This is a genomic window from Brevibacterium sp. S22 (genome assembly GCF_004745485.1).
In the GTDB taxonomy this organism is placed as follows: domain Bacteria; phylum Actinomycetota; class Actinomycetes; order Actinomycetales; family Brevibacteriaceae; genus Brevibacterium.
Window position 1 is genome coordinate 298,587 of sequence record NZ_RHFG01000002.1, and the last position, 15,931, is coordinate 314,517.

13 protein-coding genes are annotated in these 15,931 nt (G+C 64.3%); 5 read left to right on the forward strand and 8 right to left on the reverse strand.

Annotated features, from left to right (window positions below; genetic code table 11):
* The first annotated feature begins 218 nt into the window (after positions 1-218).
* Complete coding sequence (locus EB835_RS03675; protein ID WP_135808102.1) at positions 219-2,714, forward strand: HNH endonuclease signature motif containing protein; 2,496 nt, start codon at positions 219-221, stop codon at positions 2,712-2,714.
* 71 nt (positions 2,715-2,785) lie between these two features.
* On the opposite strand, the gene EB835_RS03680 is transcribed toward EB835_RS03675, so the two are convergent.
* Positions 2,786-4,396 carry a nucleobase:cation symporter-2 family protein gene (locus tag EB835_RS03680; protein ID WP_135808103.1) on the reverse strand — a complete coding sequence of 537 codons (1,611 nt, stop codon included), beginning with the start codon at positions 4,394-4,396 and terminating at the stop codon, positions 2,786-2,788.
* 452 nt (positions 4,397-4,848) lie between these two features.
* Here EB835_RS03680 and EB835_RS03685 point away from each other — a divergent pair, with 452 nt between their 5' ends.
* Complete coding sequence (locus tag EB835_RS03685; protein WP_135808104.1) at positions 4,849-6,366, forward strand: 8-oxoguanine deaminase; 1,518 nt, start codon at positions 4,849-4,851, stop codon at positions 6,364-6,366.
* A gap of 179 nt (positions 6,367-6,545) precedes the next feature.
* On the opposite strand, the gene EB835_RS03690 is transcribed toward EB835_RS03685, so the two are convergent.
* The gene (locus EB835_RS03690; protein WP_135808105.1) at positions 6,546-7,031 is read right to left on the reverse strand and encodes a hypothetical protein; all 486 of its coding nucleotides are present in this window, start codon (positions 7,029-7,031) and stop codon (positions 6,546-6,548) included.
* 145 nt (positions 7,032-7,176) lie between these two features.
* On the opposite strand from EB835_RS03690, the gene EB835_RS03695 reads away from it, so the two are divergent.
* Positions 7,177-7,623: a DUF2871 domain-containing protein gene (locus EB835_RS03695; protein ID WP_135808106.1), complete on the forward strand. Its 447-nt coding sequence runs from the start codon at positions 7,177-7,179 to the stop codon at positions 7,621-7,623.
* A gap of 127 nt (positions 7,624-7,750) precedes the next feature.
* Here EB835_RS03695 and EB835_RS03700 read toward each other — a convergent pair whose 3' ends face one another.
* Positions 7,751-8,590, reverse strand: a complete 840-nt coding sequence (locus tag EB835_RS03700) for a MerR family transcriptional regulator (RefSeq protein ID WP_135808107.1) — start codon at positions 8,588-8,590, stop codon at positions 7,751-7,753.
* Between the two features lie 101 nt (positions 8,591-8,691).
* Between EB835_RS03700 and EB835_RS03705 the strand changes: the two genes are divergently transcribed.
* Positions 8,692-9,420, forward strand: a complete 729-nt coding sequence (locus EB835_RS03705; protein WP_135808108.1) for a type 1 glutamine amidotransferase — start codon at positions 8,692-8,694, stop codon at positions 9,418-9,420.
* A 163-nt stretch (positions 9,421-9,583) separates the two neighbouring features.
* Here EB835_RS03705 and EB835_RS03710 read toward each other — a convergent pair whose 3' ends face one another.
* From EB835_RS03710 to EB835_RS03725, 4 genes are all read right to left on the reverse strand, one after another.
* Complete coding sequence (locus EB835_RS03710; RefSeq protein ID WP_135808109.1) at positions 9,584-10,444, reverse strand: hypothetical protein; 861 nt, start codon at positions 10,442-10,444, stop codon at positions 9,584-9,586.
* The gene (locus EB835_RS20400) at positions 10,441-11,055 is read right to left on the reverse strand and encodes a DUF6114 domain-containing protein (RefSeq protein ID WP_205749859.1); all 615 of its coding nucleotides are present in this window, start codon (positions 11,053-11,055) and stop codon (positions 10,441-10,443) included. The genes EB835_RS03710 and EB835_RS20400 overlap by 4 nt, the downstream gene beginning before the upstream one ends.
* Complete coding sequence (locus EB835_RS03720) at positions 11,055-11,669, reverse strand: DUF6230 family protein (RefSeq protein WP_135808110.1); 615 nt, start codon at positions 11,667-11,669, stop codon at positions 11,055-11,057. The genes EB835_RS20400 and EB835_RS03720 overlap by 1 nt, the downstream gene beginning before the upstream one ends.
* A 339-nt stretch (positions 11,670-12,008) precedes the next feature.
* A complete protein-coding gene (locus EB835_RS03725) occupies positions 12,009-12,926 on the reverse strand; it encodes a LysR family transcriptional regulator (protein ID WP_135808111.1) in 918 nt (305 codons plus the stop codon).
* Between the two features lie 121 nt (positions 12,927-13,047).
* Between EB835_RS03725 and EB835_RS03730 the strand changes: the two genes are divergently transcribed.
* A complete protein-coding gene (locus EB835_RS03730) occupies positions 13,048-14,325 on the forward strand; it encodes a M20 family metallo-hydrolase (RefSeq protein ID WP_135808112.1) in 1,278 nt (425 codons plus the stop codon).
* A 41-nt stretch (positions 14,326-14,366) separates the two neighbouring features.
* Here the strand turns inward: EB835_RS03730 and EB835_RS03735 are convergent, their stop codons facing one another.
* The gene (locus EB835_RS03735) at positions 14,367-15,911 is read right to left on the reverse strand and encodes an AbgT family transporter (RefSeq protein ID WP_135808113.1); all 1,545 of its coding nucleotides are present in this window, start codon (positions 15,909-15,911) and stop codon (positions 14,367-14,369) included.
* Positions 15,912-15,931 lie beyond the last annotated feature (20 nt).

Consider the following 15,931-nt stretch of genomic DNA (forward strand, 5'->3'; position numbering starts at 1 on the left):
AAACCTGCCGATCGAATCGGGAACCCAGCGGGCCGAATCAGGTACCTGGAGGGCCGAGTCGCCGAAGTTCACGGTGAAACTGCGATCATCAAACCACAGTAAACATCATCCAAAACTTGCCGCGTACTGTTTGTAATCGAATTGTGACATTCATTGATTCTCTTCTGCAGTAGAATAGGACCAAGGCATTCACATCGATGTGAAAGGCGGCGAGTCCGATGAAGGATCCTCAGGATCCGAGCAGCAGTGGTCTCGAGCCTGCCTCGAATGAAGCAGTCTCCAATTCCTCCGCGCTTTCGGCCGATTCTGCGTCTTCACCTGAGGCGCCGCTCGTCGGCCCCGACTCACCCCGTCGTCTCGACGTCGACCCCGACTCGCCGATGGCCGTGGTCGTCAGCCTTGCGCGCTTGAGCACAGGCGTTCGACTCGCAGAATTCCAGGCCGTCGCCGGTCTGTTTCTGTCCGATGCCATTGAGAAGCTCCGTTACGCCGAGGGCGGCGAGATCTACTACCACGCGACATTCACCGAAACGGCCGGTCGCTTCATCACGGCGCGTGACGGTCTGCTGCCCGAAGAGGACGACTTCGTGGACCCCTGGACATCCACCGGCTTCGTCCTCGACGGTCCCGCTCTCGACGCGTCCGACGAGGATGCTGGCCGCGCGGATAGTGCCGACAAGGATGCGGGCCTCGCGGATAATGCCGACGAGGATGCTGGCCGCGCAGATAGTGCCGAGGATGCCGTGGATGACGCCGAGTCAGAGGACACTTCCACGTCCGATGAGGATGCTGATTCAGATGAAGTGGTCCTTTCTGAAGACGCTTCTACCGAAGACGACGGCAAATCGGAAGACGTTATTGATTCGGAAGACGCCATCGATGCAGTCTCCGGTGCCAGTGATCCCCAGCAGCCGCCGGCGAAGCCGCTTCCGAATTTCCCCAAGTTCGGACTGCACAAATCTTTCAACAGCTGGGTTCACGACCTCGCCACGCGTGAAGAGATCGCCGAGTTGACCACGGTCCTCGGCTCGACCAGCGACGGCGCCTACAACGAGATCACCAGCGCGGTCACTTTGGCATTCGGACTGCCGAAGTTCTTGCAGCGGTGCCTCGCCGGTGAGTTCACGATCGAGCATGTGCTCGCAGCTACCCGGGTCATCAAGGACGTCGCTTTCGAGTATCTGCCCCGACTCGATGCCTACCTGGGTGACCGCCGCGCCGACATCACCTTGGAGACTTTCAAGAAGTCACTCAATCTGAAGATTGCGGCGCTCGTGCCCGTCGATGATCGGGTCGAACTGGCGGAGAGACGTCGCAGAGTCGACATCATGACCTATCCTGACGGCACCGCCTCGGTGACTTTGTCGGGACCTGCCGTGGAACTCAACGCCTTCTACCTGCGGATCGAGGCGTTCGCTCGGGCGATTCGCAGCGGCAACATCTCGGCACTCACCGAGGGAAGCTCCGCAGGACTCGAAGTCGCCGATCAGGACAGCATCGCCGCCCTCATGTTCGACATCGCCACACGTGCAACCCCGCAGATGGCTATCGCCGTGACGACGCACGACACCACGACTGGAGAGACCTCCACCAACGAGATCGCTCTCGAGGCTGCCGACCAGACCGACCCGACGGCTCCCATCACCGCAGCAGCGGTCGACCGCACCGTGCAGGCAGCTCAGCGCGAAGCGGAATCGGTCGCCAGCACAGACGTCGATGTGAAGACCACCATCAAGCTCGTCATGCCCACCCACGGACAGTGGGTGCGGGAGCAGGCGAAGATGATGGTGACGGTTCCGTATCTCACCGCGGTGGGCAGATCGGAGCTGCCCGGAACGTTCTCGGACGGTACCCCGGTGCCGCCAGCAGCGGCACGGGCTCTCGCAGGTGAGAGTCCCACTTGGCATCGGATCCTCACCGATCCCGCTTCCGGGACGCCGATTGATGCCCGCTCACGCAGCTACTACATTCCTGCTGATGTTCGGGCCCCTCTGAGTGGTAAGTGGCAGTCCTGCTCTGCTCCAGGCTGCACCCGCCGGGCGGAGACCTCGGAAGTCGACCACATCATCCCCTTCGACCATGCCGATCCCGCCCGGGGCGGTCAGACGACGTTCGAGAACCTCCACCCAATCTGCAAACCTGATCACCAGGCGAAGACCGACCGCAGGTTCTCGATCCGAATGACCGAGGATGGGGCGGTGGAGTATGCCTTCACCAGGGGTGTTGTCGCAAAGATGTACCCGCCGGACAACCCGATCAATGCCGAACATTCTCGACAGGTGGAGAACTATGCCCAACTGCCGAATCTGCTTGACGAGCGGGTCCCCGGCGACACGGAACAGCTTCGCGACAACGGATCCTTGAGCCCAGCGGGGCGAATCGAGACCACGGATCCATCCCGCGTTTCCGAACGAGGGGACGAGTGTGTCCCGACTACTGGGAGCAAGGACGTGTTGAACTCCGCGGCGGGCGACACGGTAATCGATGGGACGATCGACGCGACGCCCAGTGACACAGCGCCCGATGGTTCAGCACCCTGTGGTTCAGCGCCCGGCGCCGCACCGCCCGATGGCTCAGCACTGTGTTCGACCTCGGAAGCCGATCTCACCCCGGCCGAAGGGAAGGAGAACTCTCGCCGGTCGCAGCGATCGAGGGCCGCCCAGGAACCGAGCTGGGATGTCTATTGGGAGCCGGAGGATCCGCCCCCGTTCTGACAGCAGCTCAGTTCTGCACGATGCCCTGGCCGATCGTCCCTCCAGACGGCGGCCGTGGCCGAGAGGTCTCTCTAGTCTTCGTCCGCGGCGATGAGGCGGCGGACGTCGTCTTGGGTCCTGACCTCACCCTTCTGAGTGGCGTCGATGACCTTCTCGTGCTGCTTTTCGGTGACGACGGGAATCTCTTCTCCGTTGCAGTCGACGATCTTCCCGTTCTTGACGGTGTCGCCTTCGGTGAGGATGGCCTCGTTGTCGATGAGTCGCTGCAGCTCTTCTTTGCGGATGACTCGTCCGGTGCCGGCCACGAAGACTGAACGGTCCGAACGGTCCTTCGTCCGCGCACCGATGTGGTTGAAGACGAGGTTGAGCAGCACTGCCATGAGTGTGGCCGAGGAGATGCCCGAGTGGAGGATGATGCCGACCCACTCCGGGAAGGCGTTGTAGAAGTCGGGCTCGACGACCGGGATGATGCCGAAGGCCAGCGAGACCGCGACGATGATCATGTTGAGGTTGCCCTCGTACTCGACCTTCGACAGCGTGCGGATTCCCGAAGCGGCGACCGTACCGAACAGGACGATGCCCGCGCCGCCGAGAACCGGTGTCGGCACCGCAGCGACGACACCGCCCATCACCGGCAGCAGTCCGAGAATCACAAGGATCACACCGCCGGCTGTGACGACGAAGCGCGACTTCACGCCGGTGATCGCCACGAGGCCGACGTTCTGTGCGAAAGCCGACTGAGTGAACGAGTTGAAGATCGGCGAGACTGCTGACGACAGCATGTCAGCCCGCAGGCCCGAAGCGATGCGTTTGGAATCGACCTTCGAATCGACGATCTCGCCGACGGCGATGATGTCCGCAGTGGTCTCGGCGAAGGTGACGATGATGACGATGAACATCGAGATGATCGCCGCAGCCGAGATGGTTGGCATACCAAAGGCGAATGGCTCGGGGAATGCAAAGATGCCGCGGTCGAGCACATGGGAGAAATCGGCCCAGCCGAAGATGAGGCAGCCGATGGTGCCTATGACGATGGCCAACAGGATCGACAGGCGAGAGATCACGGCGACGGGAATCCGGCTGAGGATGAGCACGATGGCCAAGGTGACCACGGCGATGAGGATATTGCGGGCGCTGCCGTAATCTGCCGCCTCGGCGTCCCCTCCCATGGCCCAGCCTGCGGCCACGGGCATGAGTGAGAGGCCGATCGTCGTGATGACCGTGCCGGTGACCACCGGCGGGAAGAACTTCACAATGAGTGCGAATGCCGGGGCGACGATCAGGCCGATCACCGAGGCGACCAGAACCGATCCGAAGACGGCAGGCAGGCCTCCGCCCCCGGCCAGAATGGACGTCATCGTCGCGACGCCGGCGAACGAAACGCCCTGGACCAGAGGCAGCTGCGAGCCGAAGAACGGCACACCGACCGACTGCAGGATCGTCGCCAGACCGCCCATGAAGAGACAGCAGGCGATGAGGAGGCTGATGCCGTTGCCATCGAGGCCGGCGGCATTGCCGATGATCAGGGGAACCGCGATGATCCCGCCGTACATAGTGAGCACATGCTGCAGCCCGTAGGCGAATGAGCTGCCGACCGGAAGCCGTTCGTCCTCCGGCCGGGCCGGCTTGCTTCCGGCCGCCGAGCTGCGGTCGCTGCTGGGTGATTGATGGGATACCGACATCTATCTCTCCATTGAGTACGTCCTCGGGGCGAAGACCTCACTGTGACTTGCCGACCTCAGCGGCCGGTTCGGCGTGCGAGCGGGTACCAGTACGACCGAGGAATCGGTTGCATGTTTTCGTTATGCGAAAGGATATTTCCTTATCGCAAAACTCTAAAGGAATACCATTTCGCCCGCAAGTCATTTTTGTGACTCGCGGCACATGCTAGAGTCCACAAGTGTCGTGTACTCATGCCTCGGCAATCTACTGATCGTTCGCTCAGTTCGATGGTTCTCGATCATCGTACCGTTCCACCGGCCAGTGGGTACAGTCGGGGATGACCGATGAGATACCGAACGGCGGAGCAGCAGACGCCGGAAAACCTGAGCTGGTGGCGTCGGCCCCAGTTCTGTCGCCATTGATCAATAGTGCGCGTTCGACGCGTACGGTTCAAGACCTGAAAGGCGACACGATGATCGACATCAACGAAACCGGCATACCATCAGCAGGGAACTCCTCGGCAGCAGGAAGCTCACTGACTGGGAGAGACCGCCCATCGGGCAACTGCCACTTGCCGGGGAACTCTCCGACAGACCGAATCTGGCTGCGCGATCCGCTGGCCGTCCACCTCGGTGCCGGTGCCGATTCGAACCAGGCGGCGCGCGGAATCGTCATCGACCGGGACACAGGGACCATCGTCGAGCTCGTCCCTGCAGGTGGCGAGCCCACATGCGGCGGGACCAGCGGGACCGCCGAGGCCCTCGAAATCGTCGACGCCTCCGCACACGTGATCACTCCCGGGCTGATCAATACCCATCATCACTTCTACCAAACGCTCACCCGGGCATGGGCACCCGTCGCGGATCTGCCGCTGTTCGGGTGGTTGCAGAACCTCTATCCGGTGTGGGCGAGACTGACCCCGCGCGCCCTCGAACTCGCCACGACCGTGGCGATGGCCGAGCTGCTCGAATCCGGCTGCACGACCGCCGCCGACCACCACTACCTGTTCCCGACCGGCATGGACGAAGCCATCGATATCCAGGTCGACGTCGTCCGGAGACTCGGCATGCGCGCCATGCTCACCCGCGGGTCGATGTCCTTGGGCCAGGAGGACGGAGGGCTGCCGCCGCAGCAGACCGTCCAGGATTCAGATGTCATCCTCGACGACTCCCGCCGCCTCGTCGAGGCCTATCACCAACGAGGAGCGGGTGCTCAGATCCAGATCGGCTTCGCCCCGTGCTCGCCGTTCTCCGTGACCACCGAACTCATGCGCGACAGCGCCGGCCTGGCCGCAGAACTCGATGTCCGCCTCCACACTCACTTGGCCGAGACCATCGACGAAGAGGACTTCTGTCGCGAAACCTTCGGAATGCGCACTGTGGACTACCTCGAATCCGTCGGATGGCTGGGGGAGCGGACCTGGCTGGCGCACGGTGTGCACTTCGACGCCTCCGAGATCGGCCGTCTCGGTGCCGCGGGGGTGTCCGTCGCGCACTGCCCGACCTCGAACATGCGGCTGGCCTCGGGCATCGCCCGTGCCGTCGAACTCGAAGACGCCGGCGTCAATGTCGGACTCGGCGTCGACGGATCCGCGTCGAACGATGCCTCGAACCTCATCCGCGAGGTTCGTCAGGCTCTCTACATCCAACGTCTGCGCTACGGCGCCGAGGCGGTCACCTGCGGCCGCGTCCTCGACTGGGCGACGAAGGGATCGGCGGCCGCACTCGGCCGCGACGACATCGGCACCATCGACGTCGGCAAGCAGGCCGACCTCGCGATGTTCCGCCTCGACGGCCTCGCCTTCTCCGGATCGCACGACCCTATCCCCGCGCTCGTCCTCTGCGGAGCCGAGAAAGCCGACCGGGTCATGGTCGGCGGACGGTGGCGGGTCATCGACGGCAGCGCCATCGGCGCGGACGGAGTCGAACTCGACAAGGACGCCCTCATTGCGACCCATCAGGAGGAGGCGCGCCGCCTCGTCGCCGGGTGAGCCGCCTCCTTGCCGGGTGAACGGCCTCCTCGCCGGGTAAGGGGAGGGCGGCGGTCGCCTCGGCGATCCTCATCAGGGGCCGAGGGGACAGTAGGCCGAGGAGCCGGCAAGGGGGACAGTAGGCCGAGGAGCCGGCAAGGGGGACAGTAGGCCGAGGAGCCAGCAAAGGGGGCAGCTGCTCAGTCCTCGGGCTTTCTGAATACCTCGCGCAGGTGGTCGCCGGTGAGGAAATCGCCGACGCCGATCATGACGAGGCTGAACACGATCTGCTCGGTGATCATCCACACCGGGTAGAGGCCTGGGATCGCGGCCATGACGAGGGTGATGACGGGGAAGATCTGCGTGAACAGGCGCAGACGCTGGTAGCCCCAGTAGAAGCCCTTGGTTGCGCGCCAGAAGAAGTAGAAGAGAGTCACGGTCATGCCGAAGACGACGACCGTGCGCATCCACACGGCAAAGGGAACCGGCTCACCGGCGCGGGCGATGATGATCGCGTAGACGACGGCCCCGAAGCCGAGGACGAGTTCGAACACGAGCAGCCAGGTGATCCAGGCGAAGGCACGTTCCGTCTTCGGCAGTTCCAGACCTCTCGGCGGAACGAGGATGCCGGCCTTCTTGCCGCCGGCGATGCGGTCGATCTTCGCGAACAGGTTCTCCATGGACATGTCTTCAGGCTAACCCTACAGCCCTGTTCAACCGCGCGAAATCGGGGCTTCTGAGCGTGTGAGGCCGAACATCAATCGAAAGTTGGGTGTGGAGTTCAATCTTGCGGGTCAGGAATGGGGGCGCAGATCCTGATGAAGTGGAAGCATGAAGAAATCATTCTATGCAGCATTCACGTACATGATCATCGGAGTCCTCGCGGGACTGTTCTACCGCGAGTTCACCAAGGCCAACGACTTCCCCGAGGGCGAGTTCACGCAGCTCGCGGTGGTCCATACCCACCTGCTCACGCTCGGCTTCATCGTCATGCTCCTCGTCCTCGCGCTGGACAAGCTGTTCGGACTGTCCGGGTCGAAACTGTTCTCGTGGTTCTTCTGGCTCTACAACGTCGGAATCGCCCTCACGGTCGGCATGATGATCTGGCACGGCTCACTCACTGTCCTCGGCGAGGAGTCGAACGCCATGATCGCCGGCATCGCCGGACTCGGCCACATCGCTCTGTCGGTCAGCCTCGTCCTGTTCTTCCTCGCCCTGCGCAAGAAGGTCGTTGCCGCCGCTGGGCTGGGCGCTTCCACAGCCGTGGACGCTCGGTAATTCCAGGGCTGGCACCGGGGCCGCGATCGCGACGACTCCGACGTCGTTCAAGGCGAAGCGCATCTGTCGAACCGTGCTCCGGTCGATGGGTCCGCTTCGCCTTGAATGAGCGAGCAAAGCGCCTCCGCTATCGGATGACCGGCTGTTGAAGCTCGACGATCCAGTCGGGACCGGTTTCGAGGTAGACCTCGCGGCATGGTCCGACGAGCTCCCACCCCTGAGCGAGGGACCATTCGGCCAGATGCTGCCAGCTGGCGCCGATCCGGTTCATCGGACCTTCGTGGACGAGCGTCGCCGCGGTGCACGACGGCAGCTCGGTGGTCTCGAGCTCGGGTCCACTGCTGCTGTCCCTGTCGCCGTCGATGCCGCTGTCCCCGCCCGCGGAGGTGCTGTTTGCTGTTGGAGTGCTGGTGCGGAATCCGCAGGTGACCTCGGTCCCCGACTCCGTTTCGGAGTAGACGCCGACCGCCGTGGCAGGCTCTCCTCCCGTCTCGGTGATCGCGTCGGCCACAGAGTCGAACAGCGGACCGATCTCGGACGTATCGAACGGCGGTTCGCCGAGGAGGGCCGTGCGTCCGAGGATCCTCTCCGGGGGCAGGTCCTTGATGATGCAGTCTGGGTGGTCCATGGTCGTCCTTTCGATGAGGGCCAGCCGAAAATCGACTTCGGCCAGCGCAGCGACTGCCGCCGATTGTTCGGCCAGCAGCTGATGACGACGACGGTGGAGCATCTCGACCAGTGCATCCGAACTCAGCTCCGAGTCGAGCAGTCCGGCGATCGACCGGAGCGGAATGCCGAGGGCGTTGAGCGCCATGATGCGGTTGAGCCGCGTCAGCTGCCCCGCACCGTAGCGTCGATGCCCGGTGAACTCATCGACCGCCTCGGGAATGAGGAGTCCGAGCGACTCGTAATGGCGCAGCATCCGCACGGACACCTGCCCGAGCCGAGAGAAGTCACCGATCTTCAACGTCCCCACTCCTTCGTCGTCCACACCATCTACTCACCTGCCACAATGTCAGATGCAAGGGGTCGGAAAAGCGGTGCGCGCCGATGGGTGACAATGGCACCATGAGCACTGTGCGGATCCTCGTCATCGAACACGAACGCGGCACCGGTCCCCGACGGTTCGGCGGGTGGCTGGAAGAGGCCGGCGCCGAGGTGGTCGTGGCCCGGCCATACCTCGGCGAGGAGATCCCGACCGACCTCGGCCCGCAGAACGGCGGCGCGTTCGATGCGCTCATCGCCCTCGGCGGTTCTGCCGGCCCGAGCGACGACGCTGACAACCCTTGGTTCCCTCAGGTCAGGGAGCTGCTGGGTCGATCGATCGCGGGCGAGTTTCCGAGCCTGAACATCTGCCTCGGCGGGGAGATGCTCGCGCTCGCGGCTCGTGCTCCGATCTCCCGGCGCACGCACCCGCAGATCGGGATCTACGAACTGCAAGCCACCTCGGCGGGGGAAGCCGATCCGGTCTTCGGCTCACTTGCGAACCGATCCCTGCCCTCCGTGCTCTTCCACCAGGAGGAGATGGCGTTGCCCGATGGGGCCGACCTCCTGGTCACGGGCACGGACGCCCCGGTCCAAGCATTCCGCGTCGGCAGCTTCGCCTGGGGAACGCAGTTCCACCCCGAGACCGACGCGGCCCAGATCGCGAACTGGCTCGACGGAAACGACCTCGCGCTGCCGGCAGGCAAGACCGTCGACTCGATCGTCGCTGAGGTGAGAGCCGCAGATGGAGCGCTCGTCGACAGCGGTCGGAGCCTTGCGCGGGCCTTCGTCGAGTTCCTACGTGCAAGGTGAACTGGCGGCACAGGACACGTTGAACGGGCGACTCAGCACAAGGTGAGCGGTGCGCAGTCGATGACAGATCGAGGGAAGGCCGCGGACTGAACCGCGGCCTTCCCTCGTTCTGCCGGCCTCGTTCAAATCGACCGAAACCCGATGGTCGGCCGGAACTGCCGGCTCAGGCTTCCTTGAGCTTCTGATCGGTGTTCGTGTAGTAGATCCCATCGGCGGTTGAGCCGACGAGCCCCATCGTCACTCGCAGCAACCCCGGTTCGACGTCGTCCATGGGCGGCGGCGTCTCCGGACCCAGGGTCAGTGATTTCCCGTCCTTTGTCGTGGCGGTGATCGAACCGATGTACACGGTGACATCGCCTTTCAGCGTCATCGTGTCGGCCGTGGTCACCAGCCCCTGGTCCTCATCTGGCGGCTTCACTGTCAAGGAGAACCCGTCGATGGAGATCTCGTCGGCCTGGATCTTCAGCGTCACTATGCTTCCGCCGTCGGCGGTGGGCACGGAGACGAAGGAGATTCCCTTGAGTCCCTTGAACGACAGCGATTCCGAGCCCATCGCAGCCGGAGTCTTCGTGAAGATCGGTGCGTTGTCATCTCGCTGAGCGTCCGCGGGGAACTCCCCATTGCCCTCTTCTTCCGAATCCTCGTCCGAGTCTTCGTCCTCGTCCGAATCCTCGTCCTCGGTCGGGTCGTCGCTGGGCTCATCGAGTCCCAGGCCACCCGGATCCGTGGGTTCGTCCGAAGGCTCCTCCGTCGGCTCTTCGCCCGGTTCATCCTTGGGGCCCGGAGCAGGCACCGTGGGATCCGAGGTCGGCGGGTCACTCGGCTTCACCGGCATTCCCGGCGACAGACTTCCCGCGGGTGCGGGGTCCTTGGCCTTGTCGGAGTCCTCGTCATCGCAGGTGCCCACGAGTGAGCACAGCGGTGACGAATGGGCGGCTGTGACCGATCCCGCCCCGAGAGTCGTCGGGAGGACCAGGACAGCTGCCGCCAGGATTGTGGCCGTGCGGCGGCTGGGTGCCCTCATGCAGTCTCCCCCTCAGCGGCTTCGGGCTCCTTCGGTTCGCGCGGTCCCATCCAGGCGATGACGAGGATCGCACCGATGGTCGACAGCAGCATGCCGATGATGAACCCGCCGAGGTTCACTCCGATGAGTGAATAGACTGCGAGGACGAGACCGATGATCCCGTAGAAGACATGGTGCGTTGGCCGGAAGATCGACAGCAGGGCGAGGACGACGATGGCGATCGGAATGACCGTCGCCTGCAGCCCTTCGATGCCGAATTGGATCTGCATGTTGCCGAGGTCCAGCTGTCCGGAGAAGAAGAGTTCGATTCCTCCGAGGATTGCAAGCACACCTCCGATGAAGGGGCGTTGGCGGCGCCAATGCTTGAATCCTCGGCGCTTCGCGGCGCCTTCGCTCATCTCGGCTTCCTCGCTGCTGTCAGCATCCCCCGTCTCCGGCGTCGGGACGGCGAATTCTGCCGTCTCGACGCCGGATTCGAGGTGGTCACTCTGCTCATCGGCGCGTCGAGACCGCCGGGACAGCGCAAGCAGGCTCGTCTTCTGCACGGTGGCCTCCTGTTCGGCGACCTCCCGTTCATCGGTCGGCTGCCCGTTGGCTGCTGAGTCCTTCATCAGCCGCACGTCTCAGATCCGTCGGTGAGCTTCAGCTTCATATCTTTGAGCGTGAAGACCGAAGCCGTGGTCGACCATGAGTCCTGCTTGAGGTCCTTGATCGACACGGTGTCGGCGTCCTGCGAGAAGTCGCCCTTGCTTCCCTTTTCCTTCGTGTTGACATCGGAGGCGTCGACGCCGATGCGGATGTTCTTGAACTCCGCGTCGCCCTCAAGCCCGGTCATGCCGATCTGCAGGTCCTTCGCCGAGGCGGGGGTGCCGTTTCCGCCGGCCTTGATCAGGATGCCCACCTTGCCCAGCGGAGTCTCCTGGACTGCCGACTGGCAGAGGTTCTCCAGGGTCGCGTCCTTGATGTTCGCGGTGACGACGGCGTGCTCGCCGCCGTCGGCGTCCTTGGCGACTCCGCTGTACTGGGAGAAGCCGGTTCCCTCGAGCTGCGACGAGGTGATCTTGAACTGAGTGCCGGAGATGGCGAACGAGACCGGGACTGCGCCCTGAGCCACCCCGCCCATGAGCATGGCTGAGACGACGCCGGTGGGAATCGCGACCATCGCGATGCGGCCGGCGTGAGATGAACAGAGCCTGCGGACCAGGCTGGGATTGCGGAACTTCATTGATCCTCCTTGATCACCGACGGCATGGTCGGCATCAGCGTGTGACGTAAGTTACTGCGGGGTGTTACTAGACAGTATCGCGGGTGAAGTTTGAGCGTCAACAGCTTCTGCTGTCGTCGCCTTCGAGGGCGAGCGTTCGGGCGCCTGTACCGCCAGATCCAAAGTTGCCCTGTCGGATTCTGCAGTTCGTCATCCATCCAGGTCAGATGGTGTATTCGGGGCCTCTGGGAAGGTGGTCTGTCCCGCTTCCGGCGCCCCGGCCGCGCTGGCGATGATGGCGAAATCCCAGTGGGGTCCGCTCGTGAACAAAACTTTCAAAACTCAGCGACGGCCGCATGTTCAGAGCGCGGCGAACTCAGCGGCGAGAGCTGCACGCAGGGCGATGATCCGCGGAGTCCGGGCGCTGCCGCGGCGAATCGCCGTCGAGACGCGCCTGCTCGCAGGTTCGGGCAGTCTGCTCGTCGTGATCGCGACAGGATCGATGCCCGTGCTTGCCGCGGCGGCCCGCAGCGACATGCGCGGAACCAGCGCCGAAGCGAGGCCGAGAGAGACGAGGCGGACGAGCAGGACGATATCGGAGGACTCGGTGTGCACCACGGGTTCGAAGCCTGCTCGCCGGCATTCGGCGCGCGACCAGTGCCCGGCACGGGTGTCGGCTGGCTCCATGGCCCAGACGTGGTGGGCGCACGCGGCGAGGCCCGGTGACGCGGCATCGGCACCGCTGGTGTCGGCAGTGATGAGGCAGAGTTCGTCGTCGCCGAGCACCTCGGTCTCGACTCCCTCGCCACGGCGGGCGGGTCGCGACGGATAGTCCTCTTGGAGGACGAGGTCGAAATCTCGGGCGAGCAGCGCCGGGACGGCATCCTCGGTGCGGATATGCGTCGTGATGACCGTGAGGTCGGGATGATCCTCGGCCAGTCGGGCGAGAGCGCCGGGCACGATCGTGTGCAGGGCCGTCTGGAAGGCGGCGATGCGAACCGTGCCGCCCACTCGATGTCGAACCTCGGCGATCTCGGCCTCCGCGGCCTCGAGTTCGCGCAGGACCGCCTCGGTGCGGGTGACGAGGATCTGTGCTTCCTCGGTCAGGCGGACTCCGCGCCCCACGCGCTCGAGCAGGACCGCGCCGGCCTCGGATTCGAGGAGCTTGAGCTGGTGGGAGACCGAGGACGGGTCCTGGCCCAGAGCGGAAGCGGCGGCGGCCAGGCTGCCGCGCGCTGCGACCTCCCGCAGCAGACGGAGCCGTCTGAGACTGAACATCGTGCCTCCAGCGCGCTGTGAATCATGAGAAAAGTTCATGAGTGATGATGAGAGTAATTCTATCGATCTCATGAGTGTGTGTTCGTAGGCTCGTCAGCAGAGACTCGAGAAAGGACGCTCAATGACCCTTACCACTGCGAACACGGGCCCAGACCTCCAGATCGACGGAGACCGACTGTGGGCCGACCTCATTGACCTCGCCGCGATCGGTGCCTTCGACGACGAGGCGACCGGCCTGGTCGGAGTCGACCGGCAGTCGCTGACCGATGCGGACCGGTCAGGCCGCGAACTGCTCATCTCCTGGATGGAGGAGCTGGGGCTTGAGATCACGATCGACGAGATGGGGACGATCTTCGGACGCCGTGAAGGTCAGGACCCCGAACTCGCGCCGGTGCTCATCGGCTCGCACATCGACACCGTGGCCACCGCCGGAGCCTTCGACGGATGCCTCGGAGTGCTCGGAGGACTGGCCGTCCTCCGTTCCCTCGCCGAGGCGGGGCTGCGTCCGCGCCGTCCCATCGTCGTCGCCGCGTGGACCGAAGAGGAGGGGGTGCGCTTCGGCACCGATATGCTCGGATCCGCCGTCGCGGCGGGGCGGTTGAGCCTCGACTATGCCTATGGACTCACTGACGCCGCGGGCGCCAGGCTCGGAGACGAACTGATGCGCATCGGATTCAGAGGAGACCGCCCGGTCCGCCTCGAACCGCCGCACGCCTATCTCGAATGCCATATCGAGCAGGGCCCCGTGCTGGCTCAGGAGGACCGCCCCATCGGCATCGTCACCGGAGTGCAGTCGATCTCCTGGCAGAAGGTCACCCTCCACGGACGTGCCGCCCATGCGGGAACCACTCCGACCGAACTGCGCATCGACGCCGGTCTGGCCGCGGCGCAGATCATCATCGAGGTCCGTCGCATGGTCGACTCCGGCAGGTACGGGCGGCTGCGGGCGACGGTCGGGCACATCGAAGCCTCACCCGGGCTGCCGAGCGTCGTGCCCGATCGGGCCGAGATCACCGTCGATCTGCGCAACCCCGATGATGCGGACATGGCCCGCGCCGAGGCGGATCTCGCCGCCTTCCTCGGCACCCTTTCCGACAGTCAGCCCGGTCTGCGGGTCGAGACCGCACAGATGGCTCGGACGAAAGCGGTTCCCTTCGCCGAGGAGGTCCAGGACGCTCTCGAGACCGCTGCGAAGGAACGCGGATACGATTCGATGCGACTGATGTCCGGGGCCGGTCACGATGCGCAGGAGATGGCGGCGATCGCTCCGGCGGCCATGGTCTTCGTCCGCGGTCAGCATCAGGGGATCAGCCACAACCCCCGCGAATACTCGACTCCCGAGGACTGCCGCGCGGGAGTCGAAGTCCTCGCCTCAGCAGTGAGAGAGCTGAGCGCCTGAAATACCCCGGTGCTGCTTGACGCCGAAGGTGACGGGCATGGTCAGCGGACCGGAGCGTCCGGCCCGAGCGGAATGCCCAGACCCCACCACAGGAAGAACAGCAGGCTCCAGCTGATCGTCATGCATATGGCCAACGGCAGGGTGTGCGAGGCGAGCGTGCCGATGCCGGCGTTCTTCTGATACTTCTGCATGAAGCCGAGCGCGAGGATGAAGTACGGACTCATCGGAGTGATCGACGTCGAACCGGAATCGGCGATGCGGAAGATCGCCTGCGAGGTCTCCGGCGGCACCTCGAGGAGCATGAGCAGCGGCACGATGACCGGAGCCATGATCGCCCACATCGCCGAACCGGAGGTGATGAGCACGTTGACGACGGAGAGCAGGAGCAGGACGAGGATGAACACCACCCAGGTCGGCAGACCGAGACCGGTGAAGAGTTCGGACACGGACACCGAGACGAGCATGCCGATGTTCGTCCATTCGAAGTATTCGAGGAACTGGGCGATGGCGAAGAAGAGGACGAGGACCCCGGAGATGGACGCGAGCCCCTGACCCATGAGCTTCGGGACGTCTGACCAGGTCTCGATCTCGCCGACGCGGAAGCCGTAGACGATGCCGCCGATGCCGAAGAGCATGGCGATGAGGAAGGCGATTCCGGTGAGGAAGGGGGATTCGCCGAAGGGGCCGTCGCCGCGCAGCGGTGCGCCCTCGGGAACGACGAGGACGACGATGGCGATGACCGCGGCGATGACGGCGAACATGGCCAGGCGCAGGGCCTTCCGCTCCTTGTCGGAGATGACGAGGTCTTCGTATTCGGCATCCGGGTCAGGTTCGAGGTTGTCGCGTTTCATGAGCACGAGCTCGGTGACGATGGTGATGACGACGGCCAGCAGAATGGAGCTGGCGATGTTGAAGTACCAGTTGCCGATCGGGGTGACGATGTAGTCGGGGTCGATGATGTTCGCCGCGGCGGTCGTGATGCCCGCGAAGATCGCGTCATTGGGAGTCGGGATCGGGCTGGCATCGTAGCCGGAGGCGATCGAGGTGTAGGCGACGATGACGCCGAGGACGGGGGAGCGGCCCACGGCCTTGAACACCATGCCGCCGAGTGGGACGAGGATGACATAGGCCGCCGCCGAGGCGACGTGCGAGACGGTGCCCATGAACGCGACCGTGAACACGATGAGTCCGGCCGGGACGCGGGCGATCGAAACCTTCATCGCCGTCGACAGCAGGCCTGTGCGCTCGGCCAGAGCCACACCCATGATGACGACCATGATCGTGATCAGCGGCGGGAACGACTCATAGGCGTCGAGAGCGGTGCTCACGGCCATCGCGACGCCCTCGCCGCTGAGCAGATTGTTCACCGGGGTCCAGTCCCCGGTGCCGGGATCCTCGACTCCTGCACCGGCGAAGGAGAGGACGAGGCTGCATACGGCGAGGATCGCCGCGAGGATCCAGAACAGCCAGAAGGGGTTCGGCAGCTTGTTGCCGACGACTTCGATGACGTTGAGGGCGCGGATGACCAGCGGCAGCTTCTCCTGCTCCGGCGTCTGCGCGGTGTCGGTGGTCTGGGTCGGTTTCATGTGAGCTCCTGAGAGTCCAG